This is a genomic window from Flavobacterium piscis (assembly GCF_001686925.1).
GTDB classification, from domain to species: domain Bacteria; phylum Bacteroidota; class Bacteroidia; order Flavobacteriales; family Flavobacteriaceae; genus Flavobacterium; species Flavobacterium piscis.
Genome location: NZ_LVEN01000044.1, coordinates 13195 through 39030, shown reverse-complemented (window position 1 = coordinate 39030; position 25836 = coordinate 13195). Strand labels below are relative to the sequence as shown.

The 25836-nt window shown below is 33.6% G+C and carries 27 protein-coding genes and 1 tRNA gene; 13 read left to right on the top strand and 15 right to left on the bottom strand.

Features of this window, described 5'->3' with window-relative positions:
- Positions 1 to 10: 10 nt before the first annotated feature.
- The 11 genes from FLP_RS19870 to hisS form a co-directional block, all read right to left on the bottom strand.
- Entirely contained in the window at positions 11 to 802 is a 792-nt protein-coding gene (locus tag FLP_RS19870) for a Cof-type HAD-IIB family hydrolase (RefSeq protein WP_280513379.1), read from the bottom strand.
- A gap of 87 nt (positions 803 to 889) precedes the next feature.
- Positions 890 to 1108, bottom strand: a complete 219-nt coding sequence (locus tag FLP_RS19865; RefSeq protein WP_065451243.1) for a putative signal transducing protein — start codon at positions 1106 to 1108, stop codon at positions 890 to 892.
- 19 nt (positions 1109 to 1127) lie between these two features.
- Complete coding sequence (locus FLP_RS19860) at positions 1128 to 1937, bottom strand: alpha/beta hydrolase (RefSeq protein ID WP_243397615.1); 810 nt, start codon at positions 1935 to 1937, stop codon at positions 1128 to 1130.
- Positions 1938 to 2020: 83 nt separating this feature from the next.
- The gene (locus tag FLP_RS19855; RefSeq protein ID WP_065451241.1) at positions 2021 to 2686 is read right to left on the bottom strand and encodes a DEAD/DEAH box helicase; all 666 of its coding nucleotides are present in this window, start codon (positions 2684 to 2686) and stop codon (positions 2021 to 2023) included.
- 51 nt (positions 2687 to 2737) lie between these two features.
- Positions 2738 to 3901, bottom strand: a complete 1164-nt coding sequence (locus FLP_RS19850) for a sigma-54-dependent transcriptional regulator (protein ID WP_065451240.1) — start codon at positions 3899 to 3901, stop codon at positions 2738 to 2740.
- 111 nt (positions 3902 to 4012) lie between these two features.
- Positions 4013 to 5329 (bottom strand): ABC transporter permease, encoded by a 1317-nt coding sequence (locus FLP_RS19845; RefSeq protein WP_065451239.1) that lies wholly within the window; start codon positions 5327 to 5329, stop codon positions 4013 to 4015.
- A 99-nt stretch (positions 5330 to 5428) separates the two neighbouring features.
- Positions 5429 to 6349: an ABC transporter ATP-binding protein gene (locus tag FLP_RS19840; protein ID WP_065451238.1), complete on the bottom strand. Its 921-nt coding sequence runs from the start codon at positions 6347 to 6349 to the stop codon at positions 5429 to 5431.
- A 162-nt stretch (positions 6350 to 6511) separates the two neighbouring features.
- Complete coding sequence (dnaJ, locus tag FLP_RS19835) at positions 6512 to 7624, bottom strand: molecular chaperone DnaJ (RefSeq protein ID WP_065451237.1); 1113 nt, start codon at positions 7622 to 7624, stop codon at positions 6512 to 6514.
- Between the two features lie 81 nt (positions 7625 to 7705).
- On the bottom strand, positions 7706 to 8284 hold the full coding sequence (locus FLP_RS19830; protein ID WP_065451236.1) for a nucleotide exchange factor GrpE: 579 nt from the start codon (positions 8282 to 8284) through the stop codon (positions 7706 to 7708).
- 549 nt (positions 8285 to 8833) lie between these two features.
- Positions 8834 to 8904, bottom strand: a tRNA-Trp gene (locus FLP_RS19825).
- Between the two features lie 270 nt (positions 8905 to 9174).
- Positions 9175 to 10602, bottom strand: a complete 1428-nt coding sequence (hisS, locus tag FLP_RS19820) for a histidine--tRNA ligase (RefSeq protein WP_065451485.1) — start codon at positions 10600 to 10602, stop codon at positions 9175 to 9177.
- 203 nt (positions 10603 to 10805) lie between these two features.
- Between hisS and FLP_RS19815 the strand changes: the two genes are divergently transcribed.
- Positions 10806 to 12050 (top strand): ABC transporter permease, encoded by a 1245-nt coding sequence (locus FLP_RS19815; protein WP_065451235.1) that lies wholly within the window; start codon positions 10806 to 10808, stop codon positions 12048 to 12050.
- 206 nt (positions 12051 to 12256) lie between these two features.
- Here FLP_RS19815 and prmC read toward each other — a convergent pair whose 3' ends face one another.
- The 3 genes from prmC to FLP_RS19800 form a co-directional block, all read right to left on the bottom strand.
- Positions 12257 to 13123 carry a peptide chain release factor N(5)-glutamine methyltransferase gene (gene prmC / locus FLP_RS19810; protein WP_065451234.1) on the bottom strand — a complete coding sequence of 289 codons (867 nt, stop codon included), beginning with the start codon at positions 13121 to 13123 and terminating at the stop codon, positions 12257 to 12259.
- A gap of 81 nt (positions 13124 to 13204) precedes the next feature.
- Positions 13205 to 14014: a hypothetical protein gene (locus tag FLP_RS19805; RefSeq protein WP_065451233.1), complete on the bottom strand. Its 810-nt coding sequence runs from the start codon at positions 14012 to 14014 to the stop codon at positions 13205 to 13207.
- Between the two features lie 7 nt (positions 14015 to 14021).
- The gene (locus tag FLP_RS19800; RefSeq protein ID WP_065451232.1) at positions 14022 to 14507 is read right to left on the bottom strand and encodes a GNAT family N-acetyltransferase; all 486 of its coding nucleotides are present in this window, start codon (positions 14505 to 14507) and stop codon (positions 14022 to 14024) included.
- Between the two features lie 106 nt (positions 14508 to 14613).
- Here FLP_RS19800 and ribD point away from each other — a divergent pair, with 106 nt between their 5' ends.
- From ribD to FLP_RS19785, 3 genes are all read left to right on the top strand, one after another.
- A complete protein-coding gene (gene ribD, locus FLP_RS19795; RefSeq protein ID WP_065451231.1) occupies positions 14614 to 15663 on the top strand; it encodes a bifunctional diaminohydroxyphosphoribosylaminopyrimidine deaminase/5-amino-6-(5-phosphoribosylamino)uracil reductase RibD in 1050 nt (349 codons plus the stop codon).
- A complete protein-coding gene (locus FLP_RS19790; RefSeq protein WP_065451230.1) occupies positions 15656 to 16258 on the top strand; it encodes an HAD family hydrolase in 603 nt (200 codons plus the stop codon). The genes ribD and FLP_RS19790 overlap by 8 nt, the downstream gene beginning before the upstream one ends.
- A gap of 222 nt (positions 16259 to 16480) precedes the next feature.
- On the top strand, positions 16481 to 17113 hold the full coding sequence (locus FLP_RS19785) for an IMPACT family protein (RefSeq protein WP_065451229.1): 633 nt from the start codon (positions 16481 to 16483) through the stop codon (positions 17111 to 17113).
- A gap of 31 nt (positions 17114 to 17144) precedes the next feature.
- Here the strand turns inward: FLP_RS19785 and FLP_RS19780 are convergent, their stop codons facing one another.
- The gene (locus FLP_RS19780) at positions 17145 to 17549 is read right to left on the bottom strand and encodes an acyl-CoA thioesterase (RefSeq protein ID WP_065451228.1); all 405 of its coding nucleotides are present in this window, start codon (positions 17547 to 17549) and stop codon (positions 17145 to 17147) included.
- A 187-nt stretch (positions 17550 to 17736) separates the two neighbouring features.
- Between FLP_RS19780 and dnaA the strand changes: the two genes are divergently transcribed.
- The 9 genes from dnaA to FLP_RS19735 all read left to right on the top strand — a co-directional run bounded on the left by dnaA (position 17737) and on the right by FLP_RS19735 (position 25797).
- Positions 17737 to 19164 carry a chromosomal replication initiator protein DnaA gene (gene dnaA, locus FLP_RS19775; protein WP_065451227.1) on the top strand — a complete coding sequence of 476 codons (1428 nt, stop codon included), beginning with the start codon at positions 17737 to 17739 and terminating at the stop codon, positions 19162 to 19164.
- 9 nt (positions 19165 to 19173) lie between these two features.
- Positions 19174 to 19638 (top strand): low molecular weight protein-tyrosine-phosphatase, encoded by a 465-nt coding sequence (locus FLP_RS19770; protein ID WP_065451226.1) that lies wholly within the window; start codon positions 19174 to 19176, stop codon positions 19636 to 19638.
- 69 nt (positions 19639 to 19707) lie between these two features.
- The gene (locus tag FLP_RS19765; RefSeq protein ID WP_065451225.1) at positions 19708 to 20421 is read left to right on the top strand and encodes an SAM-dependent methyltransferase; all 714 of its coding nucleotides are present in this window, start codon (positions 19708 to 19710) and stop codon (positions 20419 to 20421) included.
- A gap of 21 nt (positions 20422 to 20442) precedes the next feature.
- Positions 20443 to 20853 (top strand): energy transducer TonB, encoded by a 411-nt coding sequence (locus FLP_RS19760; RefSeq protein WP_083195914.1) that lies wholly within the window; start codon positions 20443 to 20445, stop codon positions 20851 to 20853.
- A gap of 46 nt (positions 20854 to 20899) precedes the next feature.
- A complete protein-coding gene (locus FLP_RS19755) occupies positions 20900 to 22027 on the top strand; it encodes a methionine aminotransferase (protein WP_065451223.1) in 1128 nt (375 codons plus the stop codon).
- A gap of 77 nt (positions 22028 to 22104) precedes the next feature.
- On the top strand, positions 22105 to 22986 hold the full coding sequence (locus FLP_RS19750; protein WP_065451222.1) for an SDR family oxidoreductase: 882 nt from the start codon (positions 22105 to 22107) through the stop codon (positions 22984 to 22986).
- A 275-nt stretch (positions 22987 to 23261) separates the two neighbouring features.
- Entirely contained in the window at positions 23262 to 23870 is a 609-nt protein-coding gene (gene udk / locus FLP_RS19745) for a uridine kinase (RefSeq protein WP_065451221.1), read from the top strand.
- A gap of 204 nt (positions 23871 to 24074) precedes the next feature.
- Positions 24075 to 24410, top strand: coding sequence for an FtsB family cell division protein (locus tag FLP_RS19740; protein WP_065451220.1), 336 nt, complete (start codon positions 24075 to 24077; stop codon positions 24408 to 24410).
- Between the two features lie 22 nt (positions 24411 to 24432).
- Positions 24433 to 25797, top strand: a complete 1365-nt coding sequence (locus FLP_RS19735; protein ID WP_065451219.1) for a methylmalonyl-CoA mutase subunit beta — start codon at positions 24433 to 24435, stop codon at positions 25795 to 25797.
- Positions 25798 to 25836: the final 39 nt, after the last annotated feature.

Here is a 25836-nt window from a genome sequence, read left to right as displayed (position 1 = left end):
CAGGAATAATTTAGTTTAAAATGTAGCGTTGTACTACTTCAGCAACTCCATCATTATTATTTGATGCTACAATAACATCTCCTCTGTCCCGTAATTCAGGCGTTACATTGTCAACCCAAACTCCAAGTCCGGCATATTCAATCATCGTTAAATCATTTCCTGCGTTTCCTACGGCAATAATTTCACTTTGATGAATGTTTAGCTTTTCAGCCAGAAGTTTTAAACTCGCTGCTTTATCAATTCCGTTTTGAGCCGCTTCCAGGAAAAAAGGTTTCGACATTGCAACACTTAAATGTGGCATTGCCAATTTTAAATCTCCTTCAACTTCTTTGAGATAAGAAGGTTCTGCCAATAAAATACATTTTACTGCAGGTTTGGTAACTGCTGCTTTAAAATCAGGTACTTTATTGTGTGGCAATCCGGTGATTTCTTTTTCGATGTCGATGTATTCAGAATCTGTTTCGCTAACAATTTCACCATCAATATAGGTAATGATGTGCGTTTTCATTTTTACACTATAATCGTATAAATCATGAATTTGTTCCGGTGTTAAACATTGTTCGAACAAAACCAAATCATCTTTTACGGTACTAATTACAGCACCATTAAATGAAATAATATAAGAGTCGTACAAATCAAGCTGCAATTCTTTAGCATAAGCCGTCATGGCAGATGTTGGTCTGCCTGAAGCCAAAACTAAATGAACGCCTTTTGCCTGCGCTTCAAGAAGTACTTTTTTATTTAGGTCCGAAATTTTATGATCGTCTGTCAACAAGGTATCATCCATGTCGAGCACTAGCATTTTATATTGCATTATTTTTTAGTTTTCAGTCTCAGTTTTCAGTCTCAGTAACCACTGGAAACCGCGACTGAAAACTGAAAACTTCCTTTAGATACTCATTCTGAATTCTTCGATAACTGGATTTGCTTTTGCAAAATCTGTTTCCTGAATAAATACCTCAACGGCTAAATCAGATTGTCCAAAACCGCCTAAACGAGCTGACTGAATATTATCTTTTTTTGTAGTTTCTACACCTGCTTGTTCTAATCTTTCTTGTAAAGCAAGTGCCAATACTTCACTTCCTGAATATACTTTCATTAATCCCATAACATTCTGTTTTATATAATTATTCTAATATTAATTTTAATTGTTTTTGAAAATCATTGTTTTCATTCATACCAATATGCCCTTGATCTTTTAATGCGTAAAAATGCCCTTTAAAATCTAATAATTTATTCAATCGAACTGAATTTGAGCAAGAAATTAATTGATCATCTGTGCCATGAAAAATATAAATTGGTGCTTTTACTTTTGGCAGATACCTAAAAGTTTCTAAATGAAACTTTTTCATAAAATCAGGAAAAAATCGTACTCTACTGCTCGACAATTCTGTAAAACTATAATAAGGAGATTGCAGTATCAAAGCTTTAGGGTGATTCTCTGAAGCTAAAATAGTTGCAAGTCCCGAGCCAATTGAGTAACCCGTAATAATAATTTTATTTTCCGGATATCGTTTCGTTAATGTTTCATAAACAACAGAAACATCTTTATTCAATTGTTCTTCGTTTTCAATTTCACCTTCACTTTTACCAAAACTTCTATAATCTAAAATAAAAATATCATATCCTAAACGCGTATAAATTTTCGCGATCTTTCCCCAAGTTTCTAATGTTCCGGCATTTCCATGAAGATAAAAAATCAAACCTTTAGATTTTTCAGCTTCAAATAATAATCCGTTTAATTTTACATCATCAAAAGATGTGATATTTATTTCTTCAAATTTCTGCTGATAATCAAATTGATAATCTTTTGAAAGTTGAGAAGTCTGAAAAACCATTCCAACCTGATTGAAATACACATAGGAAACAATGAAGACATAAATAACAACAAAAAATGCCAGAAGCACAATTGTCAAAAATTTAAGTGTTTTCAGCATCTCCATAGATTATTTTTTAGTTTTCAGTCGCAGTCACAGTTTTCAGACTGAGACTGAAACTGAAACTGAAAACTGCGACTTTCTTACTCTTCTTCCTGAATGTCATCTTCTTCCTCATCAAGCTCCTCTTCACCTTCTTCATCCATATCAAATAAATAAGGCTCTAACATCATTTTATCTGCCAGAATTTCGATGCGTTCTGTCAATGTTTCAGCAAAAATAAGACGTTGCGTTTTGGTGACACTGTTTGAAATACGCATGATTTTAGTTTCATGACGTAATTTCAACATAGGATCAGCATCATCTATAATAAACATTTTCAAGCGGTTTACATTATAACCTGCGGTTGTAAACATATCGCTTAATTTATTGGGTGTACCAATTAAAACATCGATTCCGGTAGAAATATAATTTTTATCATAATCTGTATCACCTTTGTCGTGTACGCCGTAAACTTCAAGATTAGAATATTTTCCGTACTTTTCGAAAAGTGCTTCCATTTCTAATACTTTCGCTTTGTCTTCAACAAAAATCAAAGCGCGTGGTGATTCTTCAGTATGACCTGACAATTGCTGAATAACATTCAAAACAATAGTTGTCGATTTTCCGCTTCCGGCCGGAGAAAGAATAATGCAATCTGCACCACTTTTTATCGTCGAAAAAGTTTCCTGCTGCAAAACATTTGCTTCTGTTAAACCATTTTCGATTAATGCGTCTTGTAATTTTTCGTTTATTTTTTTTAGTTTCATCTTCTAATTTTAGAATTTAGATTTTAGATTTCAGATTGAAAAATAAAATCATTATTTGCTTGCAAACATTTTTACATCGGTTTCAGAAATTTCGTTTCCTCCTAAAATGATCAATCTTTCGACTACATTTCGAAGTTCACGGATATTTCCTGTCCAATCGTATTCCTGCAATAATTGTATGGCTTGCGCCGAAAATACTTTAACCACGTTTCCTTGTTCCGATGCTATTTTAGCAGCAAAATGCCTGATCAAAGCCGGAATATCGTCACGTCTTTCATTTAATGGCGGAACCTTAATTAAGATTACGGCCAAGCGATGGTACAAATCTTCACGGAAACGGCCTTCGGCAATTTCTGTTTTTAAATCTTTATTGGTTGCAGCCACAACACGAACATCGACTTTTATATCTTTTTCGGCTCCTACTCTGGTAATCATACTTTCCTGCAAAGCACGTAACACTTTGGCTTGCGCCGAAAGACTCATATCTCCAATTTCATCAAGAAATATAGTTCCTTTATCAGCGGCCTCAAATTTTCCTGCACGGTCTTTTACTGCTGATGTAAAAGCACCTTTTACATGACCAAACAATTCACTTTCGATCAATTCACTAGGAATCGCAGCACAGTTTACTTCTATTAAAGGAAAATTAGCACGTTCGCTTTTTTCATGTAATTGATGCGCTACTAATTCTTTTCCGGTTCCGTTTGGTCCTGTAATTAAAACTCTTGCTTCTGTTTGGGCAACTTTATCAATCATTAGTTTAATATGACTGATGGCTTCGCTCTCCCCTACCATTTCGTAGTTTTTGCTCACCTTTTTCTTTAAGATTTTATTTTCAACTACAAGTTGTTTTTTATCTAAAGCGTTACGAACGGTGTTCAATAAACGATTTAAATCCGGTGGTTTCGAGATATAATCAAAAGCTCCCAAACGCATGGTATGAATCGCGGTTTCCATATCGCCGTGACCTGAGATCATCACCATCGGGATTTCAGGTTTGATTTTTTTAGCTTCTTCTAAAACTTCTACACCGTCCATTTTTGGCATTTTGATATCACACAAAACCAAATCGTAATCGTTGTTTTTTATTTTTTCAAGACCCGCAACTCCATCTTCTGCTTCCTCTACCTGATACGTATCATTTTCTTCTGATAAAATTTTCACCAAAACTCTTCTAATCGATGCTTCGTCTTCTATAATTAGTATTTTACTCATTTTTTTTGAGGTGCTAAGGTTCTGAGTTGCTAAGGCTCTAAGGTTTTTATTTATAAAGAAACTAAAAAACTTAGTTTCTTAGTCCCTTAGAACCTTAGCAACTTTAAAAAATTAATATTTAAGCCATCTATACAATTCCTTCCAGGTTGGTTTCTTGCCGTACATTAAAATACCAATACGATAAATTTTGGCAGCGAACCAAACTACAAGGAAAAACGTAGCAAACAATAATGATACCGAAATTGCGATTTGCCACCACGGCACTCCAAACGGAAGTCGCATTAACATTACAATTGGCGAAGTTAACGGAATCATTGAAAATAGCACGGCAATTGTTCCGTGAGGATCATTGACAACCGTAAAAAATCCGATATAAACACTTAAAATTAGTGGCATTAAAATAGGCAAAAGAAATTGCTGAGAATCGGTTTGATTGTCAACTGCTGCTCCAATTGCTGCGTAAAATGAACTATATAAAAAGTATCCTCCAATAAAATAAATAACAAAACCTATTATAATACTGGCAATAGGCAAATTCCACAATTCGCTAATGTACATTTGAGCACTTCCCGACATTTCACTTTGCGCTGATTGCATCAATTCAGGCGAAATTCTTGCTGTTGGGCCAACATTTACACCAAAAAATGCCGAAGCTGCAAACATTAAACTCAACCCAATTACGGCCCAAATCATAAATTGCAATAATCCCGCAAGCGAAGTTCCGATGATTTTACCAATCATTAACTGAAAGGGTTTTACCGATGAAATAATGATTTCTATAATTCGGTTTGTTTTTTCTTCGATCACACTACGCATCACCATGTTTCCGTAAATGATAATGAACATCATAATCAAATAACCAAAAGCTCCACCAATCCCTATTTTGATTTCATTTAGTCCTTTTAGACTTTCTTCTCCCGAAGCTTTTATCAAATGAATATTGACTGAAGATTGGGCCTTTTGAATGGCTAAAGTATCAAGTTTTGCTGTTTCGAGATTTATCTTTGTAATTTTCTCTGCAATAACATTCTGTGTTTTTTCGATAAAAGAAATACTGGGACTGTTATTCGAAATAAATTCAATTTTACTTTCTAAATCTTTTAAATTATTTGTTTTTGGAATGATAATTAAACCATCAAAATTTTCATTTGTAATACTATCTTTAAGTGCTTTTGTATCTATTTCAGATAGATTTAGATATTTAAAGGCTGCTTCTTTTTTATTCTGTTTTACAAAATCATTCGCAAACAAACCTGTCTCATCGTGAATGGCGATTTTTTTTGTTTCAGCTTTCATCGAACTCAAATAACCAATAAATCCAGCGATTGCAACAAACAACAACGGACTTAAAAAAGTCATGACAACAAAAGACTTATTGCGGACTTTTGCAATGAATTCTCTTTTAATAATTAATGAAATTATGCTCATTTTTTAGATTAATTAGATTTTTAGACTTCTTAGATTATTAGATTTTTATTAGATCTCCAGATTCAGTCTACGAATCTAAGAAGTCTAGGATCTAAAAATCTATCCAGTAACTGTCTGAATAAAAATATCGTTTACACTTGGTATTTTTTCTACAAAATGGGTTACTTGTCCTCTTTGTGTCAGAATATTCAATAACTCATTTGGAGTCGAATTTCCTATCTGTATATCTAATTTTAAATCATCATTCAGGGATTTAAAACTTGCCGGCGAAACGGTAAACTTTTGTGTGATATCGTACATTAAACCTTCGACATTGCTGGTCAAAATTCCTACCTCAAAACTATTGGTTCTAAACTGACGTTTAACATCGCTTAGTTTTCCTTCGATTAATTTATTCGATTTATGAATCAAAGCAATATGATCGCAAAGTTCTTCAACGCTTTCCATACGGTGAGTCGAAAAAATAATTGTTGCACCTTGTTCTTTTAATGCCAAAATTTCATCTTTGATCACATTTGCATTTACAGGATCAAATCCGGAAAAAGGTTCGTCAAAAATTAGCAATTTTGGTTTGTGCAGCACACAAACTACGAACTGAATTTTTTGTGCCATTCCTTTAGAAAGTTCCTGGATTTTTTTGTTCCACCAACCCTGAATTCCCAAACGCTCAAACCAGTATTCTAACTGTGCTTTTGCTTCGGCTTTACTAAGTCCTTTCATTTGTGCCAGATACAAACATTGCTCGCCAACTTTCATCGAGGTATACAATCCTCTTTCTTCAGGAAGATAACCAATAGTCTGCACATGTTTTGGCTGTAATTTTTCTCCATCTAAAATTATTTCGCCGCTATCAGGTAAAGTAATTTGATTGATGATACGTATAAGGGAAGTTTTTCCGGCTCCATTTGGACCTAATAGCCCATAAATACTACCTTTTGGTACATTTAATGAAACTTCGTTAAGCGCTACATAATCGCCGTATTTTTTTACGACTTTATGTACTTCGAGTAAGTTGCTCATGCTATATTTAAGATTTTCTGCTTTGGTTTAACCATTGTGGTATTAAGACTGTAAAAGTAAATAATTACTAACGAAATTTTGTACTATTAATAAAAAAACCCATTCTATAATTTTATATAGAATGGGTTTTAAATTTATTTACTTTTTCAGAAAAAGCGGAACTTATGAAAACATATCTTTTACTTTCTCGAAAAATGATTTTTCTGATTTTTCAGGACTTGGAATAAAGTGCTCGTCATTTAAAGCATTTTCAAAAAATTGTTTTTGCTCTTTATTCAGCGTTTTTGGAGTCCAAACATTTACGTGAACTAGTAAATCACCACTTCCGTAACCGTTAATACTTGGAATACCTTTTCCTTTTAATCTTAGGATTTTTCCGGATTGAATTCCTTCTTCTAACTTTATACGCACTTTTCCGTTGATGGCTTCGATATCTTTAGAAACTCCTAAGACTGCCTCTGGGAAACTGATGTATAAATCATAGTGAACGTTTTCACCTTCACGTTTCAGGAATTCATGCTCCAGTTCTTCAATCGCTACAATTAAATCTCCTGGAATACTATTTCCCGGAGCATCGTTTCCTTTATTAGAAACTTTCAATTGCATACCATCAACAACTCCCGCAGGAATTTTGATCGATACTGTTTCGTCTTCCTGAACCATTCCCTGAGCATCTGCTTCAGAAGGTCTTTTATCTAAAATCTGACCAGAACCGCCACAAGTAGGACAAGTTGACGCAGATTGCATTCTTCCTAGAATAGTATTGGTTACACGCATTACCTGTCCCTGACCGTTACAAGTCGAACATGTTTTGTATGTTACTCCTTTAGCCTGAACTTTACGTTTTACTTTTACTTTTTTCTCAACTCCATTTGCAATTTCTTCTAAAGTAAGTTTCACTTTAATTCGAAGATTGCTTCCTTTAGCACGACGAGGGCCACCGCCTCCGCCTCCACCGAAACCACCAAATCCTCCACCAAAAATATCACCAAACTGGCTGAAAATATCATCCATATTCATACCGCCGTGGCCACCACCAAATCCTCCGGAACCATCAAATGCCTGGTGTCCGTACTGGTCGTATTTTGCTTTTTTGTTAGGATCGCTTAAAACTTCATAAGCTTCTGCGGCTAATTTAAAGTTTTCTTCTGCCTCTTTGTCGCCTGGATTTTTATCCGGGTGATATTTCAATGCACTTTTTCGGTAAGCTTTTTTAATTTCGGCAGCATCAGCATTTTTTGAAATGCCTAGTATTTCGTAAAAATCTTTTTTCATAATTTAGGTTAAATTGCAAATCAAAAATTCTAAATCCCAATACTTAAAAAATTGATCTTCAGAATATTTTATCTGTATTTTTTAGTTTCCGATAACCACTTTAGGGAAACGAATAATTTTGTCTCCTAATTTGTATCCTTTTTCAATAACATCAACAATTTTCCCTTTTAATTTATCAGACGGAGCTGGGATTTGGGTAATTGCTTCAGCAAAATCAGCATTAAAAGCATCACCTGCTCTTACTTCAACTTGCTCTAAACCTTTAGAAACCAAAGTACTTTTCAATTTTTCGTGAATTAACTCCACTCCTTTTTTCAAATTCTCATCTTCAGATTTGTTGATTTCTACAGTTGCTCTGTCAAAATCATCTAAAACAGGAAGCATTGCTAACAATACCTCTTGATTTGCCGTTTTAAATAAATCGATACGTTCTTTTGAAGTTCTTTTTTTATAATTTTCAAATTCAGCAAATAATCTCAAGAATTTATCTTTTTCTTTTGCCAAGTCTTGAGCCAATTGCTCTTCAACACTTAATTCTTCAACAATTAATTGTTCACCGTTTGCATTGTTCTCTAACGTTGCATCATCTAATTCCTGATCGAACTCTGTATTTTCCGTAGTCATATCACTTTTATTTTTAAAAATATTCTTAAACTTCATTTTTTATTCTTTCTGTTGGATTGCAAAAGTACTGCCAAATCTTATAAAATGTCAAATTGTCACTTTATTAATTATTAGTCTTTTAAAAAACGAAATTATACAATTAAATTTTAGTATAAATTTAAGACTATTACGTTATAGTTTATTTTATCTTTGGTAGCGTAAAACAAAAATCATTACCACCAAAATTGAATTTAAGGGTTGGCCTCGGCCTCAAAATAATTATTAATTCAAATTTACCTTATATTAAAAAAAGCTTCGCCTTAAGAGACGAAGCTTTTTTTTTATGCTTTCTGAGAAAGAAAAATTTACCGCAGAGATCACTAAGATTTAAGTTGTGTTTACACAATGTAAGTTCGCAAAGCATTGTGAACTTTGTGTTTTTACTAAACTTACAATTTAAAAAACTTTGTGTTCTCTGCGGTTAATTTTTTCAAATAAAAGTTCGCAAAGCTTTATGTTGATTTAGCTTTGCGAACTTTGTTTTTTTTTTAAAATATTCTTAGATAAAAATCTTTGCGCTCTTTGCGGTAAAAAATAATTTAATTGCACGGGCGGAGGGATTCGAACCCCCATCAACGGTTTTGGAGACCGCTATTCTACCCTTGAACTACGCCCGTAACTTAAGGTCGGCAAATTAAAAGTTTTTTTTCTTCTCTGGCAACTATTTCAGGCAGATTTAAAAAGATTTTAGCAAGATAATTGCTTATAATTTATTAACACAATCAACCCCAAAGCTTTGTGAATTTTGTATTCTTTCATAAGCTCAAAACCTTTGCGGACTTTGCGTAAATCTTGGTGGTCTTTGCGGTTAATTTCGCCACGAATTCACGAATAAAAATCATTTTAATCTGTAAATCTGTGGCTAAAAAACTTTGCTTTTAAAAATATTAAGCCAACAAAGCGTTTTTCAATCCTTCAAAATCTACAGAAATCTGCTCTCCTGAAACCAGATTTTTAAGCGAATAAGAATTCGAAGCAATTTCCTGATCTCCTGCAATTACTGCAAACGGAATCAATCGTTTATCTGCATATTGAAACTGTTTCCCCACTTTTACATTATCAGGATACAATTCTACTTTTATATTTTCTTTTCTCAATTTCTGGATGGCCTGCGAAGCATATAAAGCCTCGGCATCACCGTAATTGATAAACAATGCTTTTGATGTTGCTGCAACTGTTTCAGGGAATAACTGTAATTCTTCTAAAACCAAATAAATTCGGTCTAAACCAAAAGAAATTCCAACACCACTCATATTTTTTAAACCAAAAATACCCGTCAAATCGTCGTATCTTCCACCGCCGCCAATAGAACCCATTGACACCGTTTTTGGAGCCGCAACTTCAAAAATAGCTCCGGTATAATAATTTAATCCGCGGGCAAGAGTAACATCAAGATCTAAAGTCGCTGTTGCCAAACCTAAAGTTGCCACATTGTCACAAATAAATTTCAATTCCTGTACTCCTTTCATTCCTTCCTCAGATTCTGCTAGTAAATCTGAAAGCTGAGCAATTTTATCTGCAAATGATCCCGTAAAACTAAAAAGCGGCTGAACTTTAACCAAAGCTTTTTCATCAATACCTTTTTCGATCATTTCTTTTTTCACACCATCTTCACCAATTTTATCCAGTTTATCAAGAGCTACTGTAAAATCGATCAATTTGTCTGATGCTCCAATAACTTCGGCAATTCCGGATAATATTTTTCTGTTATTGATTTTGATTGTTACGCCTTCTAAACCTAAAGAAGTAAAAACCGTATCATATAACTGAACTAATTCTACTTCCTGCCATAATGACTTTGAACCTACAACATCGGCATCACATTGATAAAATTCTCTGTAACGCCCTCTTTGTGGACGATCAGCTCTCCACACCGGTTGAATTTGATATCTTTTAAAAGGAAATTCAATTTCGTTTTGGTGCTGAACCACATATCTCGCAAACGGAACTGTTAAATCGTAACGCAATGCTTTCTCCGAAATTTTTCCGGTAAATTTATTCAGCTCAATTCTTTGATTCAAATCTATTGTTTCGGCAGAATTAGTTTGCAGCGCTTCTATAGATTCCGGTAATTCAATTTTATTTTTATTAAAGAAAAAATTACCCGAATTCAATATTTTAAAAATCAAACGATCGCCTTCTTCTCCATATTTCCCCATTAAGGTATCTGAATTTTCAAACGAAGGCGTTTCGATTGGCTGAAAACCAAATTTCTCGAAATTATTTTTTATCGTCTGAATAATATATTGACGTTTTGAAACCTCTGCAGGCGAAAAATCTCTTGTTCCTTGTGGTATGCTTGGTTTTGAAGCCATCTTTTTTATTTTAGATTTTAGACTTCTGATTTTAGATTCTTTTAAAAATTCTAAAACCAAAAGCTCTTTTATATTAATTATATTTAGATTTTAGATTTTCTTCGAATCCTAAATCGTCTGCAAATATCTTATTTTTTAAAATAAATAATGCCAGTTCGAAAACAAACTTGTAACAAAAAACGTATTTTCGTGACAAATTGGTCATGATGCTAAAATTATTTAAAGAAAATATCCGAATTGCTTTTGGTTCTATCAAAACACAATTATTGCGTACTATTCTTACCGTATTAATTATCGCTATCGGGATTACCGCTTTGGTTGGAATCCTAACGGTTGTAACAGCACTCGAAAATACTATCTCGACCAATTTCGCTTCTATGGGAGCCAATACTTTCAACATTAACCAATACGAAAACAACCTTAAAAACAGAGGAAGTAACGAACGTGAAATTGTAAACCCAATTATTTCGTACCCTGAAGCTGTTGCTTTCAAAAACAAATACAAATATCCTTTTACCGAAACTTCTTTATCCTTTACAGCCACCAGAACGGCAGAAGTAAAATACTTAGACAAAAAAACCGATCCGGAAATTCAGATTTTGGGTGTCGACGAACATTTTATATCCAACTCGGGTTTAGAAATAAATCTGGGCCGTAGTTTCAATCAATTCGATGTCGACAACAATACCTATTCGTGTGTGGTAGGATCAGATTTCGAAAAAGGATTATTAAAAGATGTAAATCCACTAGATAAAATAATTTCCATTCGTGGCGCGCGTTTTAAAGTTATTGGCGTACTAAAAGAAAAAGGATCAACGTTTGGCAACAGTCAGGATTTACGTGTTTTAATTCCAATTCAGGTAGCACGTTCTTTATTTACTGCCCCAAATATCAATTATACAATGAGCGTAATGGTGGCTAAAAAAGAATTGCTGGACGAAGCCATCGACAATGCAACAAGCACCATGCGACGAGTACGAAAATTAAGCCCAACGCGCGACAACAATTTCGGAATTGGCCGTAGCGATGATTTAATCAACCGTATTTTGGGCATCACAAAATATTTAGGCTGGGCATCCTGGATCATTAGCGTTATTACCATTTTAGGATCTTCAATCGCTTTAATGAATATCATGATCGTTTCGGTGACAGAACGTACACGCGAAATTGGCGTTCGTAAAGCTTTAGGAGCAAAAAGATCAACAGTTGCTTTTCAGTTTTTTATCGAAACTTTACTTATAGGACAAATTGGAGGCTTGATTGGTATTATAATCGGAATACTTTTAGGCTTTGCCATTGCAACTGCAATGAGTTTTGCATTCGTGATTCCGTGGGTTGCTATTTTTGCAGCATTTGCAACTAGTTTTACCGTTGCGATTGTTTCGGGTTTATATCCTGCTATAAAAGCCTCAAAACTAGATCCTATCGAAGCTTTGCGTTACGAATAGTTTTCAGTTTTCAGTCACAGTTTTCCATTTTTCGGTTTCTTAAATATTTGAAGTAGAAATCAATCATTCAAAAGACCACTTGTCCCGCTTTTCATTTCAATCTTTTATTTTTTTAAAGAAAAAAAATAAAAGGATTTCCACTGCAATCGGGGCTAGATTAGAAGTTTCATTTTTTTAAGATCTTTCAGGTAATACTTTAAAAAAAACTACAAAGTTTTCGAAACCTTACCAAAAATCATGCGGTCATTATCATAGATATCTTTTCGCAATTCGATGTTTTCAAAATTCATTTTTTCTAACAAATCTTTCATTTCACATCCAAGATACTGATTGATTTCAAAATACAATTGCCCGTTTTCTAACAGATTACTTTGTGCCAATGCGGCTATCTTTCGATAAAAAACCAAGGCATCATTATCTTCTACAAAAAGCGCTAAATGTGGTTCATAATCCAGCACGTTCTTCTTGATTTCTTCTTTCTCTAGATTACGGACATACGGAGGATTAGACACTATAATATCAAAATTACATTTCAATTCTTCTGCATTCAAAACATCCTGAAGAATAAAAGTAATATCTGTTTTATTGTTTACAGCATTTCGCTTCGCTGTTTCTATAGCTTTTTTAGAAACATCCATCGCATAAACCTGAGCATTCGGAATATTTTTTGCCAATGAAATTGCAATACAGCCACTCCCTGTTCCTATGTCCAGAATTTTAATTGTTTTAGCCTTATCAACTTTTGAATTTTCATTGACAATCCATTCTACCAATTCTTCGGTTTCCGGTCTCGGGATCAAAACATTTTCATTCACTTCAAAATCCAATCCGTAAAAATTAGTTTTCCCCAACAAATACTGAATAGGAACTTCCTTTTTTAATTGCGCTAATAATAAATCCCAGACAGCAAAATCACTTTCCGAAAAAGTCAATTCGTGATTTAATGCCAAATCTATCTGACGCAATTTATGTTTGTCCTCTAATATTAAATAAAAAAAACTCTCCGCTTCATAAGCGTCATAAAAAGGCGATAATTCTTTTATAAATTGAGTTCTATATTGTTTGATTCTCATTTTGAGTTTATTTTTTAATGCCTCAATTTTTAAGCAAATATTTTAATCTATTTTTTTCAACAATCAATTTAGTTTACGATTCTAGCAATCAAACTGAATTACTATTTCAGAAACCTTTTTTACCGGTTCCTCATTTTCTGCCTTCGAAGAGAGAAATAACATTACGCGTTTTTCTTCATAATCTCTGTTGGCACCAAAAATAAAATCCAGTTTACCATCATTATCAATATCTCCGGCAAAAAGCAATTCAACAAAAGTATCATTGAAAGTCTCTACTTGCAAAAGCAATTTTTCAGGGCCGTTATTTGTTTTCAAAAACAACTTATAGTTTTCTACTTTTTTATAAATTTCCTCTTTATTATCATCTAAAATTCTTTTTTCAGTCGAAAGCACTTTTCCTTCAGCTCTAAAAAAATAATCAGCATTTTCGAATTTCAAAGTTACTTTTTCGCCTGGCCAGATTTTATTTTTATCCAATTTCAAAGACTTTATTTTCCCCAACTTCAATTTCGGATAATCCATAAACAAAATCGATTTGTTTTTAGAAACTATTGATCTTGTAGAATCTCCAACACATTCATCATATCCTTTTTCGATCGTAAAATCAGTTTTTCCTAAATAATAGGTTCCATTTTGCTCAAACAAATCAATCCAGTCTTTATTCAAGGAATTAGCAGGATTATTCCCTTGATCATCTCTGTAACTTCGTGGCAACAAAATTTCAAAATCGTTTTTAACATCCTCCTCAACGAAAACTTCATCACTTACAGCAGAATCTTTAACAACATGATTCTTAACCGGAGTTTGAGCTCCATGAGTTTTTATTACTTTATCGTCTTTGCAGGAAAACAAAATCGAGAACAACAAAAACGGAAGTATTATTTTTTTCATAGTAAATTTATAGGTTTTTCAACATCCACACTGGGCAAGAACTGTGCCCGGTATTTCCTAAAGGAGCATTTAAATATTCAAAACCGGATTTTTTATACAATTTTTGAGCTGCATGCATAAAAGGCATCGTTTCGATATAGCATTTTTTAAAACCAAAATCTTTTGCCTTCTCTAAACATTTTTCCATCATTTTACTTCCAATCCCTAAACCACGGGTTTCTGGCAGGAAATACATTTTTTGCAATTCGCAAATTTCAGGATCTCCATTTTCAAGCTTTGCAATTCCTGCACAGCCTACAATTTTACTATTATTTTCGACCACAAAATAAACTGATTGCGGTTTGTTATATTCTTCAAACATTAAATCCAAATACGGATCTTCGTATGCTGTACCCACTTTCGGAATTTCCATTTCATCAAAAACCGATCGTATTAATTGGGCAACTGCTTGATTGTCTTCTTTTTTAATTGCTCTGATAATCCAATTTTCCATATGTATGTATTCGTGTATTGTATTACAAAAGTAAAAATAGTTTTTTGATAGTTTCTTAACTATATCGTTAACCATCGAACTAAACAAAAATAACTACTTTTGTACCGTGAATATACATGAAAAATACATAAAACGCTGCATAAATTTGGCACAAAATGGCTTGGGAACTACATTTCCTAACCCTATGGTTGGTAGCGTAATTGTTTACGAAAATCAAATTATAGGTGAAGGCTGGCACAAAAAAGCCGGAGAACCGCACGCTGAAGTCAATGCCATTCGATCTGTAAAAGACAAATCATTATTAAAAAAAGCTACAATTTATGTAAGCCTGGAACCTTGCAGTCATTTTGGCAAAACGCCTCCTTGCTGCGATTTAATCATAGAACACCAAATTCCAAATGTTGTAGTTGGAACGGTGGATCCTAACGAAAAAGTAGCAGGAAACGGCATCAAAAAACTAATTGCCGCCGGAGCCAATGTAACAGTTGGTGTTTTAGAAAAAGAATGCAACGAACTCAACAAACGCTTTTTTACTTTTCATCAGCAAAAAAGACCTTATATAATATTGAAATGGGCCCAAAGTCAGGACGGTTTTCTATCTCCAGAAAAAGAAATTGAGCAGGATCGCAAACCGGTTTGGATTACAAATACCTATTCAAGGCAATTGGTTCATAAATGGCGCAGCGAAGAACAAGCTATTTTAGCAGGAACACAAACTGTAATCGACGACAATCCGAAATTAAATACCAGAGACTGGTCAGGAAAAAATCCGGTAAGAGTTGTTTTAGATCAAAACAATCGCATCCCAAAAGACAGTTTTGTTTTTGATAATATGGTAAAAACCATCGTGTTTACAAAATCTGAAACCAACCTTTCGGCAGAAAACACTAACTTTGAAGTAATTGATTTTAATCAAAATATAATACCGCAGATTTTGGCTGTTTTACATCAAAACCAAATTCAGTCTATTATAATTGAAGGCGGATTGCAGACTTTGCAATCTTTTATAGATGAGAATATTTGGGATGAAGCCCGAATTTTTATAGGAAACATTTCTTTTGAAAAAGGAACTAAAGCGCCAATGATTCAGATGAAAAATCCAATTAAAACCTACATTCAGAGCGATGAATTGCTAAACATTAGAAATCATGATTGATACTATAATTTTTGACTTTGGAGATATTTTTATCAATTTAAACAAACAAGCTACCATTTCGGGATTGCAGCAATTAGGCATGACGGAATGGAATGCAGAACTGGACCGTTTGAATCTTTTGTTTGAAACCGGAGATATATCGTATGATGATTTTCTGGCTGGTTTTCAGAAAGAATTACCAAATGCTTCGATAGAAGAAATCTTAAAAGCGTGGAATGCGGTTTTAGCAGATTTTCCTTTGTATCGATTAGAGTTTCTTCAAATGCTTTCAAAAAAATACCGATTGTTTTTATTGAGCAATACAGATTCTATTCATATTGAAACTTTCGAAAACGCAAACGGAATTTCATTTTACAGCGATTTTTATCAATGTTTTGAAAAAGTCTATTTTTCATTTGAAATTGGAATGCGAAAACCAAATCCGGAAGCTTATCAATATATTATTAACAAACATGAATTATCGCCAAAACGTACTTTGTTTGTTGATGACAAAAAAGAAAACACAGATGCTGCCGCCGCTTTAGGTCTTCATGTTTGGAATTTACAAGTTGGACAGGAAGATGTTGTAGATTTATTTGAGAAAAAGATATTGTAAATTGAATTTGGAGAGAATTTACCGCAAAGACGCAAAGATTTACGCAAAGTTCGCGAAGATTTTAACGAATTAAGAATACAAAGTTCGCAAAGCTTTGTATTGATTTAGCTTTGCGAACTTTTTAAGCTTATAAACAAACAGTTAACAATAAAACCCTGGCGAACTTTGCGATAAAATCAACTCTGCTAAAAAAAATAGTAAACATAATTTAGAATTTTACTTTTGGAATACGACGACACTTATAAAACCATAGCTTTTGAATCTGAAGAAGTGCTTTTTAAAGAAAAAGGAAGCAAGTTCTTTGGTTATGCTTTTCCTATAGAACACGAAGACGAAGTAAAACCCATCATCGAAACTTTAAAAAAGCAACATCCGCATGCGGTGCATTATTGTTACGCATATCAATTGGGCACAGCTCCTAAAATTTCGTATCGTGCCAATGATGATGGCGAACCAAGCAATACTGCCGGAGCACCAATTTACGGACAAATACAATCTTTTGGACTAACAAACGTTCTTGTAGTGGTTGTTCGAATTTTTGGCGGAGTAAAATTAGGTGTCGGCGGATTAATCGCTGCTTATAAAACAACCGCACAAATGACTCTTGAAGTTTGTGAGATTGTCGAAAAAACAATTGATGTTCATTTTTTAATTTCTTTTGATTACAAAAACATGAACAAAGTAATGCGGGTCATCAAAGAAAAAAAACTTGAAATTACGTCTCAGGAAATGGAAATCGATGAAGATTCAGGTTTACCAATTGGCAAAATCAAGACAAAAACGCGCAAAAAAAATGCCGAATCAGTATTCGACATTTTTGATTTAATGTTTGAAATCGATATTGAAATTATATAAATTGATATAAAAAGCTATCTCATTTTAACAATTATTCAAGTGTTTTAAACAATTCTAAAATATAATTTGGAGGAGCAGTTGGGCGACCTGATTTTAACGATATAAATACCAAAATAAACACGGCAGTTGTTAATAACTCATTAGCTTCATTATAAATCTCACAGTCAAATTCAATCTTGACTGAGGATTGACTTTTGAAAGTAGTATGAATTGTAAGAAGCTCATCATAACGTGCAGATTTTTTATAATTTATTTGCATCGAAACTATTGGCAAACCAATTCCGCTTTCTTCCATACTTTTATACGAAATCCCTTTATCTCTAAGCCATTCCACGCGTCCGATCTCAAAATAAGGAACATAATTTCCGTGATAAACGACTCCCATTTGATCGGTTTCTGAGTAACGAACACGCACTTGCGTTTGATGATTTTTCATTAGTTATATATTAAAAAAAATTAAATTTAAAAAGTTCACTTACAACTTTTTTTTATAAAATTAGAGGCCAAAATATTTTTTTTTACAGAAATTTGTTCACATATTTGTTATCCCGAAATACGGAATAAAATTGCTCCTTTTTTATTAGGAGAATCTTTATCAATAATAAAAAAATTTATCTGAATCTATGACTAAAACTGCTCAATCGGTATGGGAAAACTGTTTGTCCTTTATAAAAGACAATATTCAAGATCAAGCCTATAAAACTTGGTTCGAACCAATCAAATCAGTTGAGCTAACCGACAACGCGTTATATATTCAAGTACCAAGTAAATTTTTCTACGAATGGTTAGAAGAACACTACGTAAAATTATTGAAAGTTGCGCTTACCAAAGAACTGGGAAAAAACGCAAAGTTACTCTATAAAATTAAAATGGAGAACACTTATGGAAATAAACAGCCTTTTACCGAGCAGCTGCCAAGTTCCAACAGAGTTCCTATGAAACCGCAAGAGGTTGATGCTCCATTTAAAAACCTGAATCCTGAACTTAAGAATCCTTTTGTAATTCCGGGAATCCGAAATTTAAAAATTGAATCTCAGTTAAATCCTAATTATAGTTTTGACAATTTCCTTGAAGGAGACTCTAACCGTTTAGCTCGTTCTGCAGGTATGGCAGTTGCCAACAAACCTGGAGGAACATCATTTAACCCTTTATTGATTTTTGGTGGAGTTGGTTTAGGAAAAACACACCTGGCACATGCTATTGGTGTCGAAGTAAAAGACAAATATCCTGAGAAAACGGTTTTATATATTTCTGCCGAGATTTTCACACAACAATATATTGATTCGGTTAAAAAGAACAATCGTAATGATTTCATTCACTTTTACCAATTAATCGACGTTTTGATTATTGATGATGTTCAGTTTTTATCTGGAAAATCAGGAACTCAGGACGTATTTTTCCATATTTTCAATTATTTGCACCAAAACGGAAAGCAGGTAATTTTGACTTCGGACAAAGCTCCTGTTGACATGCAGGATATCGAACAACGTTTGTTGTCCCGTTTTAAATGGGGATTATCTGCTGAATTGCACCAGCCAGATTATGAAACCAGAATTTCGATCTTAAAAAATATTCTATATCGTGACGGTGTTGAGATGCCGGAAGATATTATTGAATATGTTGCCCGCAACATTAAATCGAATGTGAGAGAACTTGAAGGCGCAATCATTTCGCTAATCGCACAATCTTCTTTTAACAAAAAAGAAGTTACGATCGAATTAGCAAAAAGCGTTGTAGAGAAATTCGTTAAAAACGTAAAGAGAGAAATCTCTATCGATTATATTCAAAAAATTGTGTCTGATTATTTCCAGTTGGATATTGAAACACTTCAATCTAAAACCAGAAAGAGGCACGTGGTTCAGGCAAGACAATTGGCGATGTTTTTTGCAAAGAAATTTACTAAAGCTTCTTTGGCAAACATTGGTTCACAAATTGGAGATCGCGATCACGCTACTGTTTTGCACGCCTGTAAAACTGTTGACAATTTAGTTTCTACAGACAAACAATTCAAGAAATTTGTCGAAGACATCAACAAAAAATTAACGCTATAAACGCGAATCATGCCAGTAAAAATTTTAATGGTTTGCTTGGGAAATATTTGCAGATCACCTTTAGCCGAAGGTATTTTAGCATCAAAATTACCTGAAAACTTTATAGTTGATTCTGCAGGAACCGGATCATGGCACGTGGGTCATTCACCTGACAAACGTTCGATTGCAGTAGCCCAAAAAAACGGATTATGCATTGACAATCAAAAAGGCAGACAATTTAAAACAGCTGATTTTGATGAATTTGATTATATCTATGTTATGGATAGTTCAAATTACAGAGATGTCATTCAGCTAGCCAAAACTCCGGAACACAAAAACAAAGTGCATCTTATTCTAAACGAATTATTTCCGGATGAAAATGTAGATGTTCCAGATCCTTATTACGGAGCTGTAAATGGTTTCGACAACGTTTATCAAATGCTGGACGAAGCTGCCGAAATAATTGCAAAAAAACTTATCGAAAAACATTCATAATTTTAATGTATTTTAATTACTTAACTGATAATTGAAGTACATTTTTCTTTTAATATTAAACCATCACAAATGAAACTTCTAGGAAAACTATATTTAATTCCAACCACAATGGGCGAAAGCGATCCGATGGATGTTTTGCCACAAACCGTAAAAAGAAGTATCGATTTTATAGATCATTATATTGTTGAAAACGAGAAAACGGCCAGAAAATCAATAAAAGCAGTTTCTCCTGAGAAAAAACAATCAGAACTTATACTTTTCACTCTTAATAAACGCACTGAACCAAGTGAGCATTTAGACTTCATCAAACCTTTATTAGAAGGAAAAAATGTAGGTTTAATGAGCGAAGCCGGTTGTCCCGGAGTTGCAGATCCGGGTGCTGTAATTGTAAAATTGGCACACGAGAAAGGAATTCAGGTTGTACCTTTAGTTGGTCCTTCTTCCATCCTACTTGCCATGATGGCTTCCGGAATGAACGGTCAAAGCTTTACTTTCAACGGCTATTTGCCAATTGATAAAGATGAGAAAAAATCGGCTTTGAAACACTTTGAGAAATTATCTCAGGATAAAAACCAATCTCAGATTTTTATTGAAACTCCCTATAGAAACAACAAACTGGTTGAAGATATTCTACAAATCGTAAATCCTTCAACGCATTTATGTATTGCGACCGATATTACATTGCCAACAGAATTTATTAAAACCATGCGAGTTGCGGATTGGAAAAAATTAAAAGTTGATTTGCATAATCGACCTACGATTTTTATTATTCATAAAATGTAAACTAACTTTAAGACCATCATAATGAAAAAGTTTCTATTACTAATTTTGATTTGTTTTACTCAAAATATGTTTTCCCAAGACAACTATGTTCCTAAAGAAAATTTAAGCAATGATGAAAACAAAGTTTACAATACTGCAGGAATAGATCTAGCACCTGAATTTATAGGAGGAATTAATAACTTTTATAAATTCATTTCTCAAAATTACAAAGTTCCAAAAGAAAAACCTGCTTCTGTAAAAGGAAAAGTCTTTGCAAGTTTTGTTATTGAAAAAGACGGTTCATTAAACGATATAAAGATACATAAAGACATAGGTTATGGCACAGGTGAGGAAGCTATTCGGGTTTTAAAACTATGTCCTAAATGGAATCCCGGAAAGCTAAAAGACAAAGAAGTAAGAGTATTTTATGCTATGCCAATAGCTATCAATTAGTTTTTTCTGTAATATCTCCGAAAATTCTCCCTAATCAAACTTTTCAATGAGTAAATTACCGCACATAACCACCAGCATTTTCACAGTAATGTCTAAAATGGCAGCTGAACATAATGCAATAAATCTTTCACAAGGATTTCCAAACTTTCCTGTAGACGAAAGATTAACTGATATTATTGCGAGATTATCCAAAGAAAACGTACACCAATATACACCAATGGCAGGTTTTCCGCCTTTGATGAATCAAATTGCAAAACTGGTTCAGAGTTCATACAACAGAACTATTCTTCCCGAAACAGAAATTTTGGTTACTGCAGGCGCAACTCAAGGAATTTTCACTACGATTTTAGCCTTGGTAAAAACCGGCGACGAAGTAGTTATTCTGGATCCAAGTTATGATTCTTATGAATCTCCCGTTTTATTGTGCAATGCAAAACCCGTTCGTGTAGCATTAAACGATGATTATACGCCAAATTGGGAAACGATTGAAAAAGCCTGTTCCTTAAAAACCAGGATGATCATTATCAATAACCCGCATAATCCAACGGGGAAAATTTTAACGGAAGCTGATTTTCTTCAATTAGAAAAATTACTTTCAAAACATCCGGACATTATTGTTTTATCTGATGAAGTCTACGAATATATTACTTTCGAAGAAAAACATATTTCGGCTCATACCAAAGATTTTCTTTTAAATCGTTGTATCATGGTTTCATCTTTCGGAAAATCATTTCATATTACAGGCTGGAAAATTGGTTACACCGTTGCACCAGAACATTTAATGAAAGAAATCAAAAAAGTACATCAGTTTTTGGTTTTTAGCGTTAATAGTATTTCGCAAGCTGCCGTAAGTGAATATTTAAATGTTGTTGATGTCAATTTGCTTGGAAAATTCTACCAGGAAAAACGAGACTACTTCCAGAAACTGCTTCAAAATAGCCGTTTTGAACTAAAACCTTGCGAGGGAACTTACTTTCAGGTTGCTTCTTACGCCAACATTTCAAATGAAGATGATGTTACTTTTTGTAAAAAACTAATCACAGATCATGGCGTTGCTGCAATTCCAATTTCTACTTTTTATTCTGATCATAAAGACCAAAAATTAATACGTTTTTGCTTTGCTAAGGACAATTTTACATTAGAATCTGCAGCAAAAAAATTATGTGATATATAAAGTTTATTAAAATTTTATAACATTATTATGCGTGCATCCTATTTATTTAATTAATATTGTAATAAAAAGAAAAAAATATGAGCTATACAGATAAAATGTTAAGAGATGACGCTTTAAAAGGTAAAGTCATAGTAGTAACAGGCGGCGGAAGCGGTTTAGGAAAAGCAATGACCAAATATTTCTTAGAATTAGGCGCTCAGGTAGCCATTACTTCAAGAGATTTAGAAAAGCTAAAAAATACAGCCACCGAACTTGAAACTGAAACTGGAGGAAAATGTTTACCGCTTCAATGTGACGTTCGTCATTATGAAGAAGTAGAGAATATGCTTCAGGAAGTTCTAAAAGCTTTTGGAAAAGTGGATGTTCTTTTAAACAATGCTGCCGGAAATTTCATTTCTCCAACTGAGCGTTTATCTGCAAATGCATTTGATACTGTTATAGATATCGTATTAAAAGGTTCTAAAAACTGTACGCTGGCTTTTGGGAAACACTGGATCGATACCAAACAAAAGTCTTCTACAATATTAAATATCGTTACCACTTATGCCTGGACAGGATCAGCTTATGTTGTACCAAGTGCCACTGCAAAAGCTGGAGTTTTGGCCATGACACGCAGTTTAGCGGTAGAATGGGCAAAATATGGAATCCGTTCTAACGCGATTGCACCGGGACCATTCCCAACAAAAGGAGCGTGGGACAGATTATTACCCGGAGATCTTGCCGAAAAATTCGACATGGCTAAAAAAGTACCATTGAAACGTGTAGGAGATCATCAGGAATTGGCCAATTTAGCTGCTTATTTAGTTTCTGATTTTTCTGCTTATGTAAATGGCGAAGTAATCACGATCGATGGTGGCGAATGGCTAAAAGGCGCAGGACAATTTAATTTATTAGAAGCCATTCCCGAAGAACTTTGGGATCAGCTTGAAATGATGATAAAAGCAAAAAAGAATAAATAATTACAAGTGCTTACTAAATTCAGAATATTTTATTAAAACTATACTGATTGCACTAAATCCCGATGACATTGTTATCGGGATTTTTTATTTTTTTTTTACCATATAAGTCACAATCTTTTAACCATATAAGCGATATAAGTTCAGTTAAGTAGCATTTTGTTTAAAAATATTGTTACTTACATTTACTTATATCACTTATATGGTTTAAATAAATAATATGTTCATTCAATTCACTTAAATTATTATTTTTGCCAAAACAAATAATAAAAAAAAATATGCTCATTATTGGAATTGCAGGAGGAACAGGAAGTGGAAAAACAACAGTAGTACATCAAATTATGAACGAATTACCAGACACTGAAGTTGGCGTAATTTCTCAGGATTCCTACTATAAAGAAACCCATAATTTGTCGTTCGACGAAAGAGCATTAATCAATTTTGATCATCCGCGCGCGATCGATTTTGAGTTATTGGTAAAACATTTAAAAGCATTAAAAGAAGGCGAAACTATCGATCAGCCCGTTTATTCTTTCATACAACATAACAGAACTGATGATACAGTTTCGACGCATCCAAGAAAAGTGATGATTGTTGAAGGAATTTTAATTTTGACAAATCCGGAGCTTCGTGATCTTTTTGATGTTAAAGTTTTCGTTCATGCCGACTCTGACGAAAGATTAATTCGTCGTTTAAAACGTGATATTTCAGAACGAGGACGTGATATCGACGAGGTTTTAACCCGTTATCAAAACACCTTAAAACCTATGCACGAGCAATTTATCGAGCCATCTAAAGCTTTTGCAGATATCATCATCCCTAACGATAAATACAATACGGTAGCCATTGATGTAGTTCGCGCTGTAATTAATCAACGAATTTCATAATTTTTATCGTAAATTTATTCCATAATCCCGATAGCAATCGGAACCTGCTTTCGCCTCTATACTTTTATGTCCGCCGCAGCTGCTATAAAAGGATAGAGGCTCAAACGAAGTTCACTGAACACAAATGAAAACAGTAAACTAAGTGAAATAATCGGGGCTAGAACACCAATCGAAATTAAAAGAAATAATCAGTTGAAAGAGAAAATGAAATTTAAAAACCCATATAAAGGCAAGCGCTGGTTTAAATTACTGAGCAATAAATATGTTTGGGTTTTACTTTTTTTTATTGTCTGGATGTTATTTCTGGACAATTACTCTTATTTTGATCATCGTTTTCTGGACGGGCAGATTAACGAACTACAAGACAACAAAAAATATTATCAGGACGAAATAAAAAAAGATCAGGAACAGATCAAACAGCTTAAAAATCCTGAACAAATAGAAAAATATGCCCGCGAAAAGTACTTCATGAAAAAAGACAGCGAAGATATTTACATCATTCAATTTGAAGGAGATACTATTCAAGACACACAAGAATAACCAGAAAAAAGTAAAAAAACCAATGGCTACTACCCTATTCGACGATTTTAATTCGATTTCATCCAAACAATGGAAACAAAAAATTCAGTTTGAATTAGATGGAGCAGATTATAATGAAACCGTAATTTGGAATTCTCCGGAAGACATTCAGGTTAAACCGTTTTATCATATAGATGAATTTTCTAAGGCTGCTTCTGTTAAAACCCAAGCATCCAATTTTAAAATTTGTCAAAACATCTTTGTATACGACATTGATAAATCGATTCAAAGAGCTATAAATACTATCGACAGAGGTGCCGAAAGCTTACGTTTTACTATCGAAAATGAAAAAATAGATGTTCAAAAATTATTAGAAAATCTTCCTTTAGAAAACAGAACCGTTTACTTTAATTTGAAATTTATTTCAATCGATTTCGTAAAAGTATTAGACACCATTTCGATTCAGAAAAAAGCTATTTTTTATTGCAATATGGACCCTATTGGTCATTTTGCAAGAGAAGGAAACTGGTTTATTACAGCTGATAAAAATAATTTCGAAGCGATCGAAAAAATTGCAAAAGCTACTACAAACCTGACACTTTTAAGTGTCGATTCAGGTTTGTATCAAAATGCCGGAGCTAACATTACACAACAAATTACCTACAGTTTAGCGCACGCAAACGAATATTTGAATCGTTTACCAACAATTACAAAACCGTTTGTATTTCAAATATCAGTAGGAACAAATTATTTTTTTGAAATTGCAAAACTTCGTGCTTTACGAATGCTTTTCAAATTAATTGCTTCAGAATATCATCCGGAATTAGAATACCATTTTCTGGTAACACCAACTAAACGCAATAAAACAATTTACGATTATAATGTAAATATGTTACGTACCACAACCGAATGCATGTCGGCAATATTGGGTGGCGCAGATGCTGTGGCAAATTTACCGTATGATTCCTTATACCATAAAGACAACGAATTTGGCGACCGAATTGCCCGTAACCAATTGTTGGTTTTAAAACATGAAAGTTATTTTGATAAAGTAAATAATCCGGCAGACGGAAGTTATTACATAGAAAGTCTGACCATGCAATTGGCTGAAAAAAGTTTGGCTTTATTTAAAGATATTGAAGCAAATGGAGGTTTCTTAAAACTTCTAAACGACGGAACTATTAAAAAGAAGATTCAGGAGAGCGCTGCAAAAGAACAGGAATTGTTCGATTCTAAAAAAGAAGTTTTGTTGGGAACGAATAAATACCCCAACAAAGAGGATAGAATGAAACACGATTTAGAATTGTTTCCTTTCGTAAAAATAAAACCAAGAAAAACATTAATTACACCCATAATCGAAAAACGATTGGCCGAAAAACTGGAACAAGAACGATTAGATCTTGAGTAATCATTTTTCAAAGTAATTAATAAACTACTCAAAAGAGTA

Bases quoted from the DNA above. Each gene is read 5' to 3' on its own strand.
- FLP_RS19750 (WP_065451222.1), top strand. From the start codon at position 22,105: ATGAGCTATACAGATAAAATGTTAAGAGATGACGCTTTAAAAGGTAAA.
- FLP_RS19800 (WP_065451232.1), bottom strand. From the start codon at position 14,507: ATGGAAAATTGGATTATCAGAGCAATTAAAAAAGAAGACAATCAAGCA.
- FLP_RS19735 (WP_065451219.1), top strand. From the start codon at position 24,433: ATGGCTACTACCCTATTCGACGATTTTAATTCGATTTCATCCAAACAA.
- FLP_RS19865 (WP_065451243.1), bottom strand. From the start codon at position 1,108: ATGGGATTAATGAAAGTATATTCAGGAAGTGAAGTATTGGCACTTGCT.
- FLP_RS19790 (WP_065451230.1), top strand. From the start codon at position 15,656: ATGATTGATACTATAATTTTTGACTTTGGAGATATTTTTATCAATTTA.
- FLP_RS19765 (WP_065451225.1), top strand. From the start codon at position 19,708: ATGAAACTTCTAGGAAAACTATATTTAATTCCAACCACAATGGGCGAA.
- FLP_RS19780 (WP_065451228.1), bottom strand. From the start codon at position 17,549: ATGAAAAATCATCAAACGCAAGTGCGTGTTCGTTACTCAGAAACCGAT.
- dnaJ (WP_065451237.1), bottom strand. From the start codon at position 7,624: ATGAAAAAAGATTTTTACGAAATACTAGGCATTTCAAAAAATGCTGAT.
- FLP_RS19840 (WP_065451238.1), bottom strand. From the start codon at position 6,349: ATGAGCAACTTACTCGAAGTACATAAAGTCGTAAAAAAATACGGCGAT.
- udk (WP_065451221.1), top strand. From the start codon at position 23,262: ATGCTCATTATTGGAATTGCAGGAGGAACAGGAAGTGGAAAAACAACA.
- FLP_RS19850 (WP_065451240.1), bottom strand. From the start codon at position 3,901: ATGAGTAAAATACTAATTATAGAAGACGAAGCATCGATTAGAAGAGTT.
- FLP_RS19805 (WP_065451233.1), bottom strand. From the start codon at position 14,014: ATGAAAAAAATAATACTTCCGTTTTTGTTGTTCTCGATTTTGTTTTCC.
- dnaA (WP_065451227.1), top strand. From the start codon at position 17,737: ATGACTAAAACTGCTCAATCGGTATGGGAAAACTGTTTGTCCTTTATA.
- FLP_RS19760 (WP_083195914.1), top strand. From the start codon at position 20,443: ATGAAAAAGTTTCTATTACTAATTTTGATTTGTTTTACTCAAAATATG.
- FLP_RS19855 (WP_065451241.1), bottom strand. From the start codon at position 2,686: ATGAAACTAAAAAAAATAAACGAAAAATTACAAGACGCATTAATCGAA.
- FLP_RS19870 (WP_280513379.1), bottom strand. From the start codon at position 802: ATGCTAGTGCTCGACATGGATGATACCTTGTTGACAGACGATCATAAA.
- FLP_RS19740 (WP_065451220.1), top strand. From the start codon at position 24,075: ATGAAATTTAAAAACCCATATAAAGGCAAGCGCTGGTTTAAATTACTG.
- FLP_RS19770 (WP_065451226.1), top strand. From the start codon at position 19,174: ATGCCAGTAAAAATTTTAATGGTTTGCTTGGGAAATATTTGCAGATCA.
- hisS (WP_065451485.1), bottom strand. From the start codon at position 10,602: ATGGCTTCAAAACCAAGCATACCACAAGGAACAAGAGATTTTTCGCCT.
- FLP_RS19755 (WP_065451223.1), top strand. From the start codon at position 20,900: ATGAGTAAATTACCGCACATAACCACCAGCATTTTCACAGTAATGTCT.
- FLP_RS19860 (WP_243397615.1), bottom strand. From the start codon at position 1,937: ATGCTGAAAACACTTAAATTTTTGACAATTGTGCTTCTGGCATTTTTT.
- FLP_RS19830 (WP_065451236.1), bottom strand. From the start codon at position 8,284: ATGAAGTTTAAGAATATTTTTAAAAATAAAAGTGATATGACTACGGAA.
- FLP_RS19845 (WP_065451239.1), bottom strand. From the start codon at position 5,329: ATGAGCATAATTTCATTAATTATTAAAAGAGAATTCATTGCAAAAGTC.
- FLP_RS19815 (WP_065451235.1), top strand. From the start codon at position 10,806: ATGATGCTAAAATTATTTAAAGAAAATATCCGAATTGCTTTTGGTTCT.
- prmC (WP_065451234.1), bottom strand. From the start codon at position 13,123: ATGAGAATCAAACAATATAGAACTCAATTTATAAAAGAATTATCGCCT.